The sequence below is a fragment of the Chryseobacterium sp. WG14 genome, from assembly GCF_024586945.1.
In the GTDB taxonomy this organism is placed as follows: Bacteria; Bacteroidota; Bacteroidia; order Flavobacteriales; family Weeksellaceae; genus Chryseobacterium.
This window is the reverse complement of sequence record NZ_JALCZD010000005.1, coordinates 39016-56126: the sequence shown is the minus strand read 5'-3', so window position 1 is coordinate 56126 and position 17111 is coordinate 39016. Positions and strand designations below refer to the sequence as shown.

16 protein-coding genes and 1 tRNA gene are annotated in these 17111 nt (G+C 33.5%); 9 read left to right on the top strand and 8 right to left on the bottom strand.

Annotation, left to right across the window (positions count from 1 at the left end; all coding sequences use genetic code 11):
- Positions 1 to 6 precede the first annotated feature (6 nt).
- On the bottom strand, positions 7 to 1119 hold the full coding sequence (locus MP478_RS10235; protein WP_257200407.1) for a hypothetical protein: 1113 nt from the start codon (positions 1117 to 1119) through the stop codon (positions 7 to 9).
- Between the two features lie 5 nt (positions 1120 to 1124).
- Positions 1125 to 2591, bottom strand: coding sequence for a hypothetical protein (locus tag MP478_RS10230; protein ID WP_257200406.1), 1467 nt, complete (start codon positions 2589 to 2591; stop codon positions 1125 to 1127).
- Between the two features lie 303 nt (positions 2592 to 2894).
- On the opposite strand from MP478_RS10230, the gene MP478_RS10225 reads away from it, so the two are divergent.
- Together MP478_RS10225 and MP478_RS10220 are read left to right on the top strand one after the other, a co-directional pair.
- Positions 2895 to 4034, top strand: a complete 1140-nt coding sequence (locus tag MP478_RS10225) for a DUF3800 domain-containing protein (protein WP_257200405.1) — start codon at positions 2895 to 2897, stop codon at positions 4032 to 4034.
- Positions 4035 to 4093: 59 nt separating this feature from the next.
- On the top strand, positions 4094 to 5902 hold the full coding sequence (locus MP478_RS10220) for an NACHT domain-containing NTPase (RefSeq protein WP_257200404.1): 1809 nt from the start codon (positions 4094 to 4096) through the stop codon (positions 5900 to 5902).
- A gap of 207 nt (positions 5903 to 6109) precedes the next feature.
- On the opposite strand, the gene MP478_RS10215 is transcribed toward MP478_RS10220, so the two are convergent.
- The 5 genes from MP478_RS10215 to mce all read right to left on the bottom strand — a co-directional run bounded on the left by MP478_RS10215 (position 6110) and on the right by mce (position 8047).
- Entirely contained in the window at positions 6110 to 6946 is an 837-nt protein-coding gene (locus tag MP478_RS10215) for a site-specific integrase (RefSeq protein ID WP_257200403.1), read from the bottom strand.
- 26 nt (positions 6947 to 6972) lie between these two features.
- The gene (locus tag MP478_RS10210) at positions 6973 to 7206 is read right to left on the bottom strand and encodes a hypothetical protein (RefSeq protein ID WP_257200402.1); all 234 of its coding nucleotides are present in this window, start codon (positions 7204 to 7206) and stop codon (positions 6973 to 6975) included.
- Complete coding sequence (locus MP478_RS22585) at positions 7184 to 7333, bottom strand: hypothetical protein (protein WP_373691696.1); 150 nt, start codon at positions 7331 to 7333, stop codon at positions 7184 to 7186. The genes MP478_RS10210 and MP478_RS22585 overlap by 23 nt, the downstream gene beginning before the upstream one ends.
- 179 nt (positions 7334 to 7512) lie before the next feature.
- Positions 7513 to 7586, bottom strand: a tRNA-Ile gene (locus tag MP478_RS10205).
- Between the two features lie 62 nt (positions 7587 to 7648).
- Positions 7649 to 8047 carry a methylmalonyl-CoA epimerase gene (gene mce / locus MP478_RS10200; RefSeq protein WP_257200401.1) on the bottom strand — a complete coding sequence of 133 codons (399 nt, stop codon included), beginning with the start codon at positions 8045 to 8047 and terminating at the stop codon, positions 7649 to 7651.
- Positions 8048 to 8141: 94 nt separating this feature from the next.
- Here mce and rbfA point away from each other — a divergent pair, with 94 nt between their 5' ends.
- The 7 genes from rbfA (at position 8142) to MP478_RS10165 (ending at position 16303) form a co-directional block, all read left to right on the top strand.
- Positions 8142 to 8501, top strand: coding sequence for a 30S ribosome-binding factor RbfA (gene rbfA / locus MP478_RS10195; RefSeq protein WP_027373534.1), 360 nt, complete (start codon positions 8142 to 8144; stop codon positions 8499 to 8501).
- A gap of 3 nt (positions 8502 to 8504) precedes the next feature.
- Positions 8505 to 9710 (top strand): ABC transporter permease, encoded by a 1206-nt coding sequence (locus MP478_RS10190; RefSeq protein WP_257200400.1) that lies wholly within the window; start codon positions 8505 to 8507, stop codon positions 9708 to 9710.
- A gap of 80 nt (positions 9711 to 9790) precedes the next feature.
- On the top strand, positions 9791 to 11575 hold the full coding sequence (locus MP478_RS10185) for an endonuclease (protein WP_257200399.1): 1785 nt from the start codon (positions 9791 to 9793) through the stop codon (positions 11573 to 11575).
- A 61-nt stretch (positions 11576 to 11636) separates the two neighbouring features.
- The gene (locus tag MP478_RS10180) at positions 11637 to 12374 is read left to right on the top strand and encodes a shikimate dehydrogenase (protein ID WP_257200398.1); all 738 of its coding nucleotides are present in this window, start codon (positions 11637 to 11639) and stop codon (positions 12372 to 12374) included.
- 77 nt (positions 12375 to 12451) lie between these two features.
- Positions 12452 to 14254, top strand: coding sequence for a DUF349 domain-containing protein (locus MP478_RS10175; protein ID WP_257200397.1), 1803 nt, complete (start codon positions 12452 to 12454; stop codon positions 14252 to 14254).
- Between the two features lie 64 nt (positions 14255 to 14318).
- On the top strand, positions 14319 to 15344 hold the full coding sequence (gene ribD / locus MP478_RS10170) for a bifunctional diaminohydroxyphosphoribosylaminopyrimidine deaminase/5-amino-6-(5-phosphoribosylamino)uracil reductase RibD (protein ID WP_257200396.1): 1026 nt from the start codon (positions 14319 to 14321) through the stop codon (positions 15342 to 15344).
- A 353-nt stretch (positions 15345 to 15697) separates the two neighbouring features.
- Entirely contained in the window at positions 15698 to 16303 is a 606-nt protein-coding gene (locus MP478_RS10165) for a YigZ family protein (protein ID WP_257191607.1), read from the top strand.
- On the opposite strand, the gene MP478_RS10160 is transcribed toward MP478_RS10165, so the two are convergent.
- Complete coding sequence (locus tag MP478_RS10160; RefSeq protein WP_230039844.1) at positions 16300 to 17010, bottom strand: zinc metallopeptidase; 711 nt, start codon at positions 17008 to 17010, stop codon at positions 16300 to 16302. The genes MP478_RS10165 and MP478_RS10160 overlap by 4 nt on opposite strands.
- Positions 17011 to 17111 lie beyond the last annotated feature (101 nt).

Genomic DNA, 17111 nt, shown 5'->3' with positions numbered 1-17111 from the left:
CATTTGTTATTTTGTAAAGTTATTCATTAATTTTTTATTCTCATATTTATCTCTCTCAGTTCTCAGAGAAACAAGCCAGTCCAAATACATTTCCTCTGGCATTTGTCTATATCCGATGTCATAAATATGCCCATATTCCTTTATCATAAGCTCCATGAGTTCTTTGGCTTTTGGGTCTTGTTGAGCCTTTTTTATATTTTCAGGATTAGTGGAACTCAAATTCTGTTTATCCATCAGCTTTTCAAACTGTGCTTTGTATGTTTCAGCTTTCAGTATTAAGGCTTTAGCAAAATTGGGATAAATTTCTAATGCTCTGTTTATCGTTTTTAATACAAAGTCTCCATCATTATCAGGGAAATTTCTATTATATGCCTGTGCTAAATCAAATAGACATACAGCAAGGCTTTCTTTGTTGTTCAGAGCTTTCATAAACACCCCATTTTTGATAGCATCCAAATGAATATACCCAGAAGCCATCAGCCATGAATCCTGAGGAAATATGCCACTTGTAAGCTCTGTATTATACCAACCATCCGATTTAATTTGATGTTTGATATAAACGTGGTTTGGTGCTAATGCCAGATTAGCCTCAACCCCCAATTCTTCTGCCAATATCTTATACAGATAAGGCATAGAGTTACAGTTTCCTTTTTTTGTAGCCAGAAGTTTAGATACAAATAAATTGGTAATATCATTATGCCCAAACACATCCTTAAAATCATAATTGAAAGGCTTGTACTGGATTACGGTATCTTTAATAGCAATTGGCAAAGTCTGGCACATGATAGAATAGACTGCTGCATATTTACTTACTTTATCCTTGTCTGACTGTTTATAGGTCAAATCTCTGCTCTGAACAATATTATTTGCAAAACTCTTTAGAAAGGCTATTTCTCGATTTAATTTGTCTGTATCTAACTTACCTTGATAGTATGCATTTTCTATACTAAAAACAGCCTCTTTGAAACTGTATTGCTGTTTGTCATTAAGCATGTTATCAATAGTTTGATAAGCATCGTTATAAAATTGGTTGCTTTGTGCCTTAACCATTCCTGTACCAAGCCATAGAAGCAACACAGGTAAAAGGTATATAGTTTTATGAGATAAATATTTTTTCATTATTGCTATAAATGTTTTGGGTCTATTGGGAAATATTGGGCTTTCTCGTTAGACTGCTGAGATTCTTTTTTCTTTTGTTCCTGAACTTTTCTTAAAGATTCCTGTTGTTTCTGTTTTTGCTTTTCAGCATTAATCTGTTTTATTCTTTCAGCAAGAGCTTCACTTTTCTGCCTGTTGGCTTCACCTTTCATATTTCCTAACCACTCTTCATAAGCACCCTCAGACATAGAAACATAACCTAAATTGTCAATATTATTAAATTGGGCTTTTGTTTCCTGTAATAGAGTCAATGCTCTTGGATAAAATCTAATGTTTTGTAGCTCTTCAGGATTTTCAAGGTTTTTAATACCTAATTGCCCTGCTACATATTCCAGTTTAGCCTGTTGAAAAGTTGATTTTAGGAGATTTGCATAAATGTTTTTGGGTGAGTATTCCAGTGCCTTGTCTAAAGTCTTTCCTACAAATTCATCCATTCCGTATTTGTGGGCATAACCATTGGCTAAATCTGCATAGAACTGGGCTAATAGCTCTTTTTTGTTTTGCTCCTTCATATAAATATCATTCTGCAAAGCTTCTGATTTTATATAGCCTGATTCCAATATAATAGAGCTTGTGGTAAATATTCCATTGGTAAGCTCTGCATTTTGCCATTCCTCCTCTTCATCTTTAAACTTGACATAAGTATGGTTGGGAGCAAAGGCTAAATGAGCTTCTGCATTCATTTCTTCTGCCAGCATCAAATAATACAAAGGCATGGAGTGGCATTGTCCAGAGCCTGTTTTAAGAAGTTTGGAAACAAACATCTTGCTCCAATCCTTTGCACCCATGTAATCCTCAAAATCATACTTGATAGCTTTGTGCTGGACTCCTCCCAGCTTCATTCCTTTAGATAGGTACTCAAAAATCATCAGGTTTTTATCTGTATTGCTTTCAGTATCCTGCTTTCTCTCTTTCATTTTCTGTAAGAGCTGTTTTGCTGTTTTCTGAATGCCAGATTTGGATTGATTATAATTTTGTTTATTCCCATAATAGGCATTCTCCACAATGAAATTGGCTTCACTTATAGAGTAATTGTCAGTATTGAGTGAGGCCAGTTGATTGTAAGCATCATAATAAGATTCTGTTCCTGCTTTTCCTGAAAATGAAGGCAGGTTATAATAAGAATCTTCTAAGGCTTGTTGTCTGTAATAGTTCTCCTGTTTATTTCTGAGTTCCTCTTCCTGAACCACCTTTCTAAAGTCTTCTTCCATCATTTTTGCATTCTGTTGCTGAATCTGTGAGCTTCTAGAATTATATAAACCATCGTGAGGAACAGAGGGAGCAACAGACTTTGTTGTACCTCCGTAATTTGGATTTGAAAAGTTACCTAAACTACTAGAGGTAGGAGCTTGGGAAGTAGGGAAATTTGGAATCTGTCCCAATCCATAGATACTTATACACAGCAAAGGCAAAAACTGTAATTTTTTCATCATAAATACTCTTATATTGTGCTTGTTAGAGGTTCGTAAATCTACAAAAATTCAATGAATTGTGAAAATTACAACCAGCCCTAAACTTACATTTAGACAAAGGTATATGGGAGTAACGACAAAACGTGTCACAATATAATTAATCTCTGAAGAGTCTTCATTTTAGCAATTTAAAAAACTTCATTCCAGCATAAAATCTATTAATAAATTCGTTAAAATACTTTTTAGATAGGAAATCAGGAGATAACATTTAAATTTAACACTGTTTATTGTATCTTTGATAGAAACCACATGAAAACTTAGAAGATGGAGAAATATTATGTATTTGGTGATGAATCTGGAACACCTTCAAAAAACGATGGTATAAGTCATTTCATTTATGCTTGTGTTCTTATTAAGGAATCAGAGTTACAAAAAGCTAGAGAAGTTAGAAATTACATTAGTCAACAGTTTCTAGATGGACATATAATTAAAGCAAGCAATAGGGCAATAAGTAAAAATCTTTCAAAGAGGATTAAAATTTTAAAATACTTATGTGAGAACTTAGATTTTCATATATATTCTTTAGTCATTGATAAAAAGGCTTTATTCAGTAAAGGCCTAGATATTAAAACCAGCTTTATAAAATTTTTTCAAAGAATTCTTCTAAATGATTTAGCAGGAAAAGTTTCATCATTCCAAGTCTTTATTGACTCAACAGGAAATGATGACTTTCAAATAAGCTTAAAAAATTATATAGTTGCAAATATACCACAGTTCCAAGCCAATCTTTTCAATCAGGAAAACAGCTATCATTTAAAAAGTGATGAGGAAGAAGAATTAATTCAATTAGCAGATTTAGTTTCCAATTCGTTAATGATGATTTATTCGGAATCTAAGAGAAATGCTAATTGGGAAGAATTATTTAATACATTAGAATCGAAATTGTTTCAACCTCTTGTTTTTCCTTATAATTCAATTCTCAATCAAGAAGAGGCAGAAGAAAATTTCAAGGTATCGAAATCAATATACAGTAGTGTTTTGGAAACAATTGAGAGGTTTAAAGAGGGAAATATAGATAAAATAAAAAGTGTTATAGTAAATCATTTAGTATACATATCAAGAATATTCCCAACTAGGTTAATAGAAACCTATGAATTAAAAGATGAAATAAAGAGAGTCTTAAACCTGGATGTGAGCTTAGAAAATATTAGGATTAACATAAGAGACCTAAGATACAAGGGAGTTCTAATCATATCCAAGGCTGGTAAAAGTGGGTATAAAATAGCAGTTAATGAACAAGATATTAGCTCATATTTTCAACACTATCTATCTTACATAATTCCAATGTTAGAAAAAGCTAATATTGCTGATGAGGCCTTAAAAATCAGCATGGATTCTACCAATTACAATAAGATACATAAGTTTATTAAAGCTTTAAAAGAACCTGACATATTAGAAAGTTAACGTCTTAATCAATACATACTTATTAATTTTTTAGAAAATATAACATCAACTATAAAAACATGAATACATCTATAGGCTTTGCATTAATGAACATTTTTAAAGAACCTATTTTAAAAAAAGCAAAAGAATTAAGTGAGGAATATGCTTTCATATATGAAAATGGACTTGTTAAATACATCAATAACTATTATGACAAGTTTTCAAACATTAAAACATTTATCTACAGAGACCAAAGGATACCCTTCTATGACGTTTATTTCCCTGTTAATATAAAATCAAACCAAGAACATATACAAGATATTCAAGGATTAATTGATGATAAAAGATATATATCCATTACCGGCAGTGCTGGTAGTGGGAAAAGTATGTTAACAAAGCATATATTTATTTCAAATGCAAAAGGTTGCAAGTCAGTACCAATTTTGGTAGAACTAAGACAACTAAATACATTTGATGGTACTATTGAAGATTTGATAAATGCTATAATTACCGATAATAAAATATCTCCAAGTAATAAAATAACTAATCAGATATTAAGTGAAGGTAACTTCATATTTATATTAGATGGATATGATGAAATTTTTTCTAACAATAAACAAAAAATCACTAATGAGATAGAGAATTTTGTAGATAGATACAGTAATAACAAATTTGTTATTACAGCAAGACCAGGAGCAGGAATTGAATCATTTCAAAGATTTGACAATTATAATGTTTGCAACCTAGATAATACCGAAATTAAAGAGTTTATAAATCTACAATTCGAAAACCATGAGAACAAAGAGATTGCTGCTAAAATTATCGAAGAGATAGCAAAGCCTTCAAACAGACATTATAAGCACTACTTATCAAGCCCGTTGTTATTATCTATGTTCATTTTTACTTTTAGTAACTATCCTGAATTACCTAAACAACAAAGTAAATTCTATTGGAATGTTTTTGATACCTTATGTACAAGACATGATTCGTTTTCAAAAACAGGAGGGTGGCAGCATGAAAGAAAATCTGGGTTAAAGAATGATGAGTTAGAAAAGATACTTTTGTGGCTATCTTATTTAACTTTATTTGAAGGAAAATACAACTTTGATTATCATCACTTAAGTACCATTATTAAAAGAATAATTGATAAAATAAATATTACTGGTGATTTGGATAAAATAATTTATGACTTAAGCACATCCTTATCAATCTTAATTGTTGACGGAACGGAATACACATATCCACATAAGTCTTTACAAGAATATTTTACTGCAATGTTAATTAAATCCCTAGATGACAATCAAAAACAGAATGTTTATAGTAAGCAGTTTGAAAAATTTAATTTATTTACCAGTGGGGGCAATTCAAGCTTCTACAAACTCTGTCTTGAATTAGATAAAGTAAGTTTTTTAAAATATTATTTAATACCAGAATTAAAATCATCATACAAGTTTGACATTCAAAATGATAATGAAAAAGTAAAGTATATAATCAAGCTTTTATCATTTGGTTTTGCCTTCCAAAGAACAGGTAATAGTTTTAGACTAAAAAGTGTTGGTTATTCGGCCTCTGATATCAATACATTGATTTTAGAAAATGCTAATTTTATAACTTACTTTAATACTATTAATGAAATGATTGATATTAATAAAGATTTTGTAGCTTATCTTCATAGTCTTAAAGAGGTTAGATTGGATTTTGAAGGAAATATGGGAGTACGTATTTCGCAAAGTAATTTTAATACGGATAAAGTACTCGACTTTTTTACAAGTCAATCTGTTATAAAAAGTTTTATCATCACATATGAAGATATAAAAAATTCAATTAAGGACCTTGAAAACTTTATTATTGAAGATGAAAAAGGAACATTAGATTTATTAGATATATAAGATTTACTTAGTCAGCTTACCTATATGGATAACATCCCCCCTACCTTTTTGCAAGTTTAGGTATGCCCCCCCTTTTAGAATTCTAATTTTCTAGCTTACTTTGAAATTAACCTTAAAAGGTAATAAACCATCAGCTATTTTATGATAAAAGCTCTCTTAAATGTTTAGAGAGCTTTTAATTTAACAAATAGGAGCTAATTCAAAAAATTAATTCCAAACCTTATTCAGTTTATCAACAGAATCATTATCAGCAAACTTTACATAGTTTTGAAAAACAGCAAAATCTTCATGACCCGTAATTTGCATAATTTCAAGAGGCTGTAACCCTCTATTTAAACAACCAATAATAAAATACCTTCTACCATAGTGAAAAGTAATCCATTCATATACTGGCTTTGTAATTGAAACTAGCTCTCCCTTATAATTTTTTTCATTAATAAGGAAATCACTACTAACTTCAGCCTTTATAAGAATTTTTGTTAAATGCTTATTGCTAGTCTGGTTGGTATATCCTTTACCTACTCCGTAAAGTTTATTAAATTCCTCAATATAGGAAACAGCTTTACTTGACATTGCAATTATATCAGGTCTGTTCTTTTTAGTGTTTTTGAAATGATATTTTCCTTCCTTTATGCTTTTGTAGTCTATATTCAAAACGTCCGAATGTCTTAATCCTGTAAGGCAACTAATACAGAACAATCTACGGGTTATATCTAAATGAACGTTATTACTAAGGTCAAGGTTAAATACTTTTTCAAAATCTTTTTCTATAAAATCTACAAACTGTCCCTTTTCATGCTCTCTTTCTAAGGTTTCAAAAATTTTATTGGTATGGTACTTTCTACTATACATGAATTTTAAAAAAGCCTTTATGCTTTTAATTTGTTTAGACCTTGTATTTGTTTTCTGCTTACAGGTCATTTGTAAGTAAGTTTTAAAACCATCAAAAAACCTCTCATCTAAATCATCAAATAATAAATCTTTTTTGCTAATGGTAGTAGAATAAGATTTTAAATGATTTCTAACTGTTACATAAGCCTTCACGGTTTGTAGTTTAAATACACCTTTTTTTATTCTAAAAACTTTTCAAATGCTTTATCAACTGTCAAATCAGTCTCAGAGTTCTCAAACTTTCCATTTAAAAATGTTCTAACCTCATCAAAAAATTTGGTTGCTTTCGATTTATCATCCTCTACAAAACTCTTTGTGTACAAATCCAGTATTTTAGATTCTATCGTACTGAGCATTCTATTAAAGTTTAATGCATTAGGGGCATTTGCTTTAATTCTCTGGTTTTTTTTCATTCCAGTATTTAGGAGTGATTTTTAAGGTGGTGGAAAATTTGGGTCTTTTTCCATTCAGACTGATTGTAACTAGAACTAATGAATCTTTTATTGAGTTCGGTTCTTTTAGGTAAAAGTTAATTTTCATAATATTTACGTTTAGGGGACACTTTAATTTACATTAGGGACACTAAAGGGGACACTATTTTATGAATATAATTGAACAATCCTAAAAGTAAATATACAAAAAAACCCTTGTATTACTTATGAATACAAGGATTTACGTTTAACTGTGTTCAGTTAGTTTTAACTGTTTTCAGTTGTCTGTGGTCCCACCTGGGCTCGAACCAGGGACCACCTGATTATGAGTCAGGTGCTCTAACCAACTGAGCTATAGGACCTCAAAACTTGGTTAAATTTTGTGTTTGCAAAAATAGTAAAAATTCTTTCACCACAAAATTTTTTATTGCTTTTCTTGACAAAGTTCTACCAGCACGCCGTTTGTAGACTTTGGATGGAGGAATACAACTAATTTGTTATCAGCACCTTCTTTCGGTTCTTCGGAGATAAATTGAAATCCTTCTTTTTTTAATCTTTTTACTTCTTCCAGGATATTTTCAACACCAAATGCCAGATGATGGATGCCTTCGCCCTTTTTTTCGATGAATTTTGAGATTGGACTTTCAGGACTACTGGCTTCCAGCAGCTCAATTTTACTTTCTCCTGTTTCGTAGAAAGAAGTAACGACACCCTCCCTTTCCACAGTTTCTTTTTTATAGGATTCCTTTCCTAATAGTTTAGTAAAAAGCTCGTCAGAGATTCCTAAAGATTGTACGGCAATACCGATATGTTCTAGCTTCATAAATACAAATAAAATATAATTAAATCGTAAATTTGATACTGTAGCTGAATTTGAAAGTATCAATTCAAACAAAAGTACTAAATTTGCATAAATTATGGAAAGTAACAGACAAAGAAAAGTAGCACAGATTATTCAGGAAGACTTCGCAGAGCTTTTCCGCAAACAGGCTTCAGAAAGTAAGCAAAGCATATTGGTATCCGTATCAGACGTAAAAGTAACTGCTGACTTAGGAATTGCTAAAATTTATTTAAGCATTTTCCCACAGGAATTCCGTACTGCAGTCATGAAGGAGATTGAAGAAAACAAACCTCAGTACAGAAACTTCATTGGCCAGAAAATGGCAAAACAGGTACGTATCATCCCACAGCTTAACTTTTATCTGGACACCGCGCTGGATGATGTTGAAAAATTAGAAAGAGAATTAAGAGGCGAAGGCGACAATCCTGTTTTATAGATCTTGAAGAATATTGCATTTTACATAGCATCCAGATACCTTTTGGCTAAAAAAGGAAGTACTGCTGTTACGTTTATTACGTGGCTTTCGGCAGGGGCTATGACGGTTGCAGTAACTGCAATGTTCGTCATTATTTCTGTTTTTTCAGGTCTTGAAGACCTTAATAAAGACCTTATTTCCAATCTTCATGCAGATCTCACTATACAGAGTACTGCCGGAAAGACGATCAAAGACCTGGATAAGGTTAATAAAATACTGGCCAATCAAAAAGAAATCAGCAGCTTTTCCCGTGTTATTGAAGAAAAAATATACATCAGTTTCAATGGCAAAGGAGATATTGCTTACTTAAGGGGTGTTGATTCCGCTTATGTAAAGGTTAACCCAATCAATAAAGATGTATTCTACGGAACTTACCCAAGTTTCAAATATTCTAATGAAGTATTAATGGAAAACAGTCTGGATAACAGGCTTTCCATTCCGGTAGATTCATCCAATCATTATGCAACGGTCTTTATGCCGAAACCGGGAACGGGTATCATCACTAAGGAAGAAGACATTTATAATAAAAAAGACATTCTGGTAACGGGAGTTTTTCCGGGAAAAGATCAACTGGACAATTACATTATTTCTCCTATTGAACTTGCTGAAGAACTGCTTAGCTTACCTAAAAAATCTGCATATCAAATTGTTATTAAACTAAAAAATCCTGAGAATGCAGATGTAGTAAAACAAAACCTGCTCTCTGTTCTCGGAAAAAATATTGAAATAAAAACCAAAGAAGAGGAAAATGCAGCTTTCTGGAAGATGATCAACACAGAGAAAATGTTCATTTATTTAATTTTCGCATTGGTTATTTTCATTACTACCTTTAATCTTGCCGGAGCTATTATTATCCTGCAGCTTGATAAAAAAGAACAGGCAAAATCATTGATATCACTGGGCTTTCCTTTAAGCCACTTAAGAAGAACCTATTTCTACACCGGAATTCTCATTGTTATTTCAGGAGTTATCACCGGATTGATTGCGGGAACAGCACTTTGTTATTTCCAGCTTTATACAGAATTTTTCAGAGCTAATGAAGTACTTCCTTTCCCGGTGAAAATTGTAGGAAAGAATTATTTCATCGTAGCCCTTACCGCTTCCTTGTTTGGAATTGCAATTTCATGGTTCTTCTCAAAAATCAGCAAAGAATATATTACTAAAAATTAATATATTAAGCTGGTAAATTTAACAACACCAATCTTTTCGGATTTCATTTTTTCATACCTTTACGCCCCAATTTAAAAAAAATGAAACGAATTCTATCTTTTTTGCTATTAAACCTGGTATTCATCAGCGCTCTAGCACAACCACCCGCCAATTATTATAATGCTGCTGCAGGTTTAACAAATGCACCTCTTAAATCAGCACTGAAGCAAATCATTACCACCGGACACGCCTCCAATCTCTCTTATAATGATTTGTGGACCGCATATCAAACCACTGACCGTGATTATGACTATGATAATGATGGAACTATATTAGACATTTACTCTGAATTCCCTATTGGTCCAGATAATTATAGCTATCCTTACGGATCTTCGCAATGTAGTGGAACCAGTGGTCCTGAAGGGCATTGCTACAACAGAGAACACATCGTTCCTCAAAGTTTATTTAATCAGGGGTTACCTATGAGATCTGATGCTCACTTTGTAAGAGCTACAGACGGAAAAGTAAATGGAGAGAGAGGAGATTTACCTTTTGGAAAAGTGGCAACTGCCAATTATAATTCACAAAATGGATCTAAAAGAGGAAATTCTGCATCACCAGGCTTTACAGGAGTAGTATTTGAACCAATTGACGAGTTTAAAGGAGATGTAGCCCGAATGATTTTCTACTTTGTAACAAGATATGAAACTCAACTTTCCGGATTTGGTACAGGAAATATGCTGGGCGGCTCTGCTTATCCTGGACTTCAGAACTGGGAGCTTAATCAACTTATCATATGGCATACACAAGACCCTGTATCATCAGCTGAAATCAGAAGAAATAATGCTACCTATACATTTCAGGGAAATAGAAACCCATATATTGATCATCCGGAATATGTAAATATGGTTTGGGGAACTCCGGTTCTTGATACGGAAGCTCCTACCATTCCTACCAACTTAGCAGCCACAAATCCTACCTCAAGCACTGTTGCATTAAACTGGACGGCTTCTACAGACAATATTGGAGTAATAGGCTATGACATTTATGCCAACGGAGTTCTTAAAACAACTGTATCCGGCACCTCTACAACTGTTACAGGATTGTCTCCGCTTACAGCATACAATTTCTATGTAATTGCTAAAGATGCTTCCGGAAATGCTTCTACACAAAGTAATATAGCATCAGCAACTACCCTTGACGGACCTGTAGGTGGAAGCTGTGGAACTGAAGACTTCACCAACATTCCAACTTCTACGACTCCAGCCTACGATACAAGAGTATGGACTAATAATAGTATAACATGGACTGCAACAGACGCAAGAATTGATCAAACAATTAATGGTAAAGCTATTACAATAAGAAATGGGACTTTAACCAGCTCTACTGTTTCTGGAGGAATCCAAAGCTTAACCTTAACAACTCAGTTAAAGTTCTCAGGAAATGCTGGTACTATAAATGTTTTTGTAAACGACGTTAACGTAGGAGCAATTCCTTACAGCTCAACAGCTACAACCACTACGATAAACAATATTAATGTAAGTGGGAATGTTACCATTAAATTTACAAACTCCTCTACAACTGACAGACCTGCTTTAGATGACTTAAGCTGGACATGCTTCAACACTTTGGCAACTTCTGAAATCAAAAAAGATAAGTCAGAATTTACCATCTACCCTAACCCGGTAAGAAATAATGAACTGTTTGTAAAAGGAGAAAATCTTAACAAAATTTCAAAAGCTGAAATTTATGATCTTTCAGGAAAACTGATTGAAACGATTTCAAGTCCTTTCAAAAATTCAAATAAGATCAATCTTAAAGGATTGATAAAAGGAAATTACATTTTGAAAACAGATCATTTTACTACTAAATTCATCGTAGAATAAATATTAAAAATATTTCAAATCAAAGGCCGGATTTATCCGGTCTTTTTTTTATTTTTGATCAATGGATTCCAATAAAAAATTAGGATTGATAGGACGGAATATTTCCTATTCTTTTTCTAAAAAATTCTTCGAAAATAAGTTCCAAAAGCTTATGCTTAAAGGCTTTACTTATGACATATTTGACCTGAACGAAATTGATGAAGTGGAAAACCTTTTTTCTTCTCCCGAGCTTTTAGGATTCAATGTTACGATTCCCTATAAAGAAAAAATCATCAACTATCTGGATGAGCTTAGTGATGAAGCCGAAAAAATTGGAGCCGTGAACTGTGTTCTTATTCGGGACGGAAAAAAAACAGGTTATAATACAGATGCTTTTGGTTTTGAAAAAACTCTTTTTCTACACAAACAACCTTCCCAGAATAAAGCTTTAATTTTAGGGAACGGAGGAGCTGCCAAAGCTGTACAATATATTCTGAATAAAAATAATATTCCTTGCCAAATAATCTCCCGAAACACAGAAATTAATTTTGAAAATCTGGGCCACGAAACGGTTAAGGAACACAAAATCATCATTCAATGTACTCCTGTGGGTACATTTCCAAATGTTGAAGACTGCCTGAATTTTCCGTTCGAGGCAATCTCTTCGGATCACCTGGTAATCGATTTAATATATAATCCGAATTATACGAAGTTTATTATCAATGCCGCAGAAAAAGGAGCGAAAACAGTAAACGGTTATTATATGCTTGAACAACAAGCAGAAAAAGCCTGGGAAATTTGGAATTTTCAAAAAAAATAACATAAATTAGTGCTTTAATTGGCTTTATAGCTATATTCAAAGGATATTATTAACGCCACTCACATAAAAGATTTGCTATGACTACAGAAAACAATCTTTCTGAAAACGAAGAAAAGAAAAATCCGAACGAAGTATCTCAGGAAACATCAGAAAATAAAGATTCTCATGATGTGATTCCCCATGAGGATGATGCTGAGCACCTGGAGGACCATGAAGCTGTTGAAATTTCCCTGACAGACGCTCTGAAGGAAATGGAAAAAATCATCAACACTCCCAATGCCGGTGAAAACTTCAAAAGATTCAATCTGCTGAAGGAAAAAGCAAGTCATTACATTCATGATGAAGTGGAAGATAAAAAACATGAATATACAGAAGGTGGAAATGCCTCTGAAAATTTCAGTTACGAACATCCTTTACAAGCTAAGTTCTCTGCTTTAGTTAATATATTCAGAGAAAAGCACCATGATTTTCAAAAAGGACAGGAAGAAGAGCAGAAAAACAATCTTGAACACCGTCAGAATATTATTGAAAGACTTAAAAATCTCTACACCAATTCTGAACCGGGAGTTAATCTTTTCAAATCCATCCGTGAGATCAAGGAAGAATGGACGAAGGCAGGACAGGTTGCAAAATCTGAGTTTAAAATCCTTAACAACAATTATTTCCATCATTTGAACCAGTTTTATCAAATGCTGGATCTTAACAAAGAATTTTTGGAGCAGGAATACAGCCATAACTTAGAAAAGAGGCAACACATTATTGCCCGTGCCAAGGAGCTGGAAAATGAGCCCGTAATCCAGAAAGCTTTAAATGAGCTGCAGTATCTTCATAAACTTTGGAAAGAAGAAGCAGAACCGGTAGCAGAAGAATTCCGTGAAAAGACATGGGAAGAATTCAAAGAAATATCCAATAAAATTCACGAAAGAAAATCTGAACTTTCCGCAGTGATCGAACAGGAACAAAATGTTAATCTTGAAAAGAAAAATCAGATCATTGCTGAGATCAAGAAACTGTCTGAACCTGCTGAAACCCCCAATCACAACTATTGGCAAAACGCTATCAAAAGAGTGGAAGACCTTCGTTCCGAGTTCTTAAAAACAGGAAGCGTTCCAAGGAAACTTTCGAATCAGAACTGGAATGATTTTAAAACTATACTGAGAGGTTTCAATACAACAAAAAACAACTATTATAAGTCTTTAAAAGGTTCTCAACAGGCTAATCTTGAAGAAAAGTTAAAACTGATTCAGACAGCCAAAGACAATATGAATAATGAAGAATGGGATATTGTAGTTCCGTTATTCAAAAAACTTCAGGAAGACTGGAAAAAAGTGGGCCATGTTCCTAAAAGCATGACCAATAAGATCTGGGACGAGTTCCGTGATGCATGTAATGCTTTCTTCAATAATTACAGAGAAAAAAGCAATACGTCTACCGACAACTGGAAGGAAAACTATAAAAACAAAAAAGCCCTTCTTGATGAACTGAAAATGGTGACTGATGAAGAAGGCAGTATTGAAAAAATAGAACAGATCAAAACTTCATGGAATAATATTGGAAAAGTTCCCAGAGATAAAATTTCAATTAATTCTGAATTCAATAAGACCTTAAGAGAGAAATTAAAAATCAATAAGATCAATGAGCTTGAATTGAAAGAAGAAGGACTATCTGAAAACCAGCTTACCGACAAGGCAAGAAAGATCAAAAATCAAATTTCAGATCTTGAAGGCGAAATCGTTAAACTTGAAAATAACCTGGCCTTCTTTACTAAGCCATCAAGAGAAAATCCTCTTTTAAGAGATACTTATAATACTATTGATGAAAAGAAAGCTCATCTGGAAACATTAAAACAAAATCTCCACAATATCATTACCGGAGATTAAATTGTAATACAATAAATAAAGGCGGAGCAAAGCAATTTGTCTTCGCTTTTTCTTTTCTACACCTATGAATAACGACGAATTTTATATTAAAAGATGCATTGAACTGGCACAAAAAGCACTAGGCAAAACCTACCCTAATCCCCTGGTGGGAAGTGTAATTGTTCATAATGGAGAAATTATTGGGGAAGGCTACCATCATAAAGCTGGAGAAAACCACGCTGAAATTAATGCCATCAATTCCGTTAAAAACAAAGACCTTATTCCGGAATCTACCATTTATGTTTCCCTGGAACCTTGTGCCCATTACGGAAAAACACCTCCCTGTGCTTTAAAGATTAAAGAATTGGGATTTAAAAAGGTAGTTATCGGAGCTATGGATTCTCATGATAAAGTCAACGGAAAAGGAAAAAAAATCATTCAGGATGCCGGCATCGAAGCCATTTCAGGAATTCTGGAAGAAGAATGCATTGAACTGAATAAAAGGTTTTTCACGTATCATGAAAAGAAAAGACCTTACATTATTTTAAAATGGGCAGAATCCGGTGACGGTTTTCTGGATAAGGACTTTAAACCGACGGCTGTTTCAAATCCTTTAGTGAATCAGTTTGTCCATCAGCTGAGAGCTGACGAACATGCCATCCTGGTAGGAACCCAAACCGCTTTAAATGACAATCCCAGCCTTACCGTAAGAAATGCAGAAGGGGTAAATCCTGTAAGAATATTAATTGATTTTGATCTGAAAGTTCCGGATACCTTTAAAATCTACAATAAGGAAGCCAGAACATTGGTTTTGAATTCTATTAAAGAAGGAACTGAAGACCATATTCAGTTTATCATGATTAAGAAAGAAAATTTCCTGCAGAAACTCATGGAGACACTTTATAAAGAACAGATTCAATCTGTTATTATCGAAGGAGGACGTTTTACTTTACAGCAGTTCATTGATGGCCAACTTTGGGACGAAGCAATTGTCATCAAAAATGAGAATTTGAAATTGGAAGATGGGACCAAAGCTCCTGAGTTTAATTATACAGCTAGTAGAATTGAAAACTATAGGGATAACTCGGTATCCTATTTTGTCTTAAAATAAATCCATTTTATCCCTTTTAAATGAAATAATATATTTACATTAGTAATACAAAAATATTGCTATGAAAAATTTAAAGAAAATCACCAGACAAAATTTAAAAAAACTAGCGGGAGGTAGTGCACCTGAATGTTGCTCTTACTACCCGCCTTCATTACAGCATTGTTGCCCAACTCCTTCCAGCATGAGCTGTCCACCACCATGGCTTGACGGATCCTTCCCATGCTAGAATATGGAAACAATATATAAGATTAAAAGAGCGGAAACGCTCTTTTTTCATTCATTAAATTTTTCGGTGATATTACATACATAGTGAATTTTAAAGTTTTAAATTTGCACCAGCAATTGTTGAGAGGATGACGTTTGAATACAAAACCATAGAAAAACCCATAGAAAACACTTTATTAAAAGAGAAAGGAAGTAAATTCATAGGATTTGCTTATCCTGTGAATAATGAAAGTGAGCTGAAAGCTGCATTGGAAAAAGTAAGGGAAGAACATCCAAAAGCAACCCATCATTGCTATGCATTCAGGATAGGAATAAATGGAGAAAATTATCGGGCTAATGATGATGGTGAGCCTTCAGGAAGTGCAGGATTACCTATTTACAATCAATTATTAGCCCATGAAATCACCAACATACTTGTTATTGTTGTGCGCTACTATGGAGGAACTAAGCTGGGTGTGTCTGGACTGGTAAAAACGTACAAGGAGTCTGCAAAGATGACTTTAGAAGAAGCCAGTATTATCATTAAAGAACTGGAAACACAAATCGAAATTCAATTTAATTTTAATCAGCAAAATATTATATTTACGCTGCTTTCAAGATTTGATGCTAAAGTTTTGAATTTTGATGCCAATGAAAACTGCATCCTTACTGCTTCACTGAAACTTATTCAAAAAGAAAACATCTCGGAAAAATTATCCGAGATGCAATATGTTACCTTTGAATTTAAAGATTAATCCCTTCTTCCGCCAAGAAGTAAGGAGCCCCAATAGAGAAGCTGTGCTAAAGAGCCTAAAGCTGCCACTACATAAGTTCTTGCTGCCCATTTCAAGCTGTCCTGTACGCCAACGAATTCTTCCGTCGTTACAGTTCCTGTATCTTTAAGCCATTTCATCGCTCTGTTACTTGCATCATATTCCACAGGGAGTGTTACAAAAGCAAAAAGCGTTGTCATGGCAAACATAGCCACACCAATTGCCAAAACGGTTGTATTTCCATTTGGATTCTCTATGCTTCGGGATGCTGCCATTACCGCAATACCTGCGATAAGGACAAACTGCATCAAATTAGAACTTATATTAACAATAGGAACCAGTTTTGAACGTAAATTCAACATTGCATATCCTACAGCATGCTGTACAGCGTGCCCACATTCATGAGCTGCCACTGCCGCTGCTGCTGCATTCCTCTGCATATAAACCCCTTCAGAGAGGTTTACTGTTTTATCTGCCGGATTATAGTGGTCCGTCAACTGCCCGGGAACAGATATTACCTGAACATCATTAATCCCGTTATCTCTCAACATTTTTTCCGCTACTTCTTTCCCCGAAAGACCATTTCGAAGATGTACATTGGAATAATATTCAAATTTAGATTTCAACCTTGATGACACCCACCAGCTCACCAGCATTGAAATACCAATAATGATATAATAACCCGTCATTTTATATAGATTTTGTGTTTAATTTTTATTCATAATGATATAAAAACTGTGCCAAAGTATATGATATTATTATTTATATTTGCCCTTAAATTACCATCAAA

What these genes read in the sequence shown, in the direction of transcription:
- MP478_RS10235 (WP_257200407.1), bottom strand. Translation starts at nt 1,119, where the DNA reads ATGAAAAAATATTTATCTCATAAAACTATATACCTTTTACCTGTGTTG.
- MP478_RS10230 (WP_257200406.1), bottom strand. Translation starts at nt 2,591, where the DNA reads ATGATGAAAAAATTACAGTTTTTGCCTTTGCTGTGTATAAGTATCTAT.
- MP478_RS10225 (WP_257200405.1), top strand. Translation starts at nt 2,895, where the DNA reads ATGGAGAAATATTATGTATTTGGTGATGAATCTGGAACACCTTCAAAA.
- MP478_RS10220 (WP_257200404.1), top strand. Translation starts at nt 4,094, where the DNA reads ATGAATACATCTATAGGCTTTGCATTAATGAACATTTTTAAAGAACCT.
- MP478_RS10210 (WP_257200402.1), bottom strand. Translation starts at nt 7,206, where the DNA reads ATGAAAAAAAACCAGAGAATTAAAGCAAATGCCCCTAATGCATTAAAC.
- MP478_RS22585 (WP_373691696.1), bottom strand. Translation starts at nt 7,333, where the DNA reads ATGAAAATTAACTTTTACCTAAAAGAACCGAACTCAATAAAAGATTCA.
- mce (WP_257200401.1), bottom strand. Translation starts at nt 8,047, where the DNA reads ATGAAGCTAGAACATATCGGTATTGCCGTACAATCTTTAGGAATCTCT.
- rbfA (WP_027373534.1), top strand. Translation starts at nt 8,142, where the DNA reads ATGGAAAGTAACAGACAAAGAAAAGTAGCACAGATTATTCAGGAAGAC.
- MP478_RS10185 (WP_257200399.1), top strand. Translation starts at nt 9,791, where the DNA reads ATGAAACGAATTCTATCTTTTTTGCTATTAAACCTGGTATTCATCAGC.
- MP478_RS10180 (WP_257200398.1), top strand. Translation starts at nt 11,637, where the DNA reads ATGGATTCCAATAAAAAATTAGGATTGATAGGACGGAATATTTCCTAT.
- MP478_RS10175 (WP_257200397.1), top strand. Translation starts at nt 12,452, where the DNA reads ATGACTACAGAAAACAATCTTTCTGAAAACGAAGAAAAGAAAAATCCG.
- ribD (WP_257200396.1), top strand. Translation starts at nt 14,319, where the DNA reads ATGAATAACGACGAATTTTATATTAAAAGATGCATTGAACTGGCACAA.
- MP478_RS10165 (WP_257191607.1), top strand. Translation starts at nt 15,698, where the DNA reads ATGACGTTTGAATACAAAACCATAGAAAAACCCATAGAAAACACTTTA.
- MP478_RS10160 (WP_230039844.1), bottom strand. Translation starts at nt 17,010, where the DNA reads ATGACGGGTTATTATATCATTATTGGTATTTCAATGCTGGTGAGCTGG.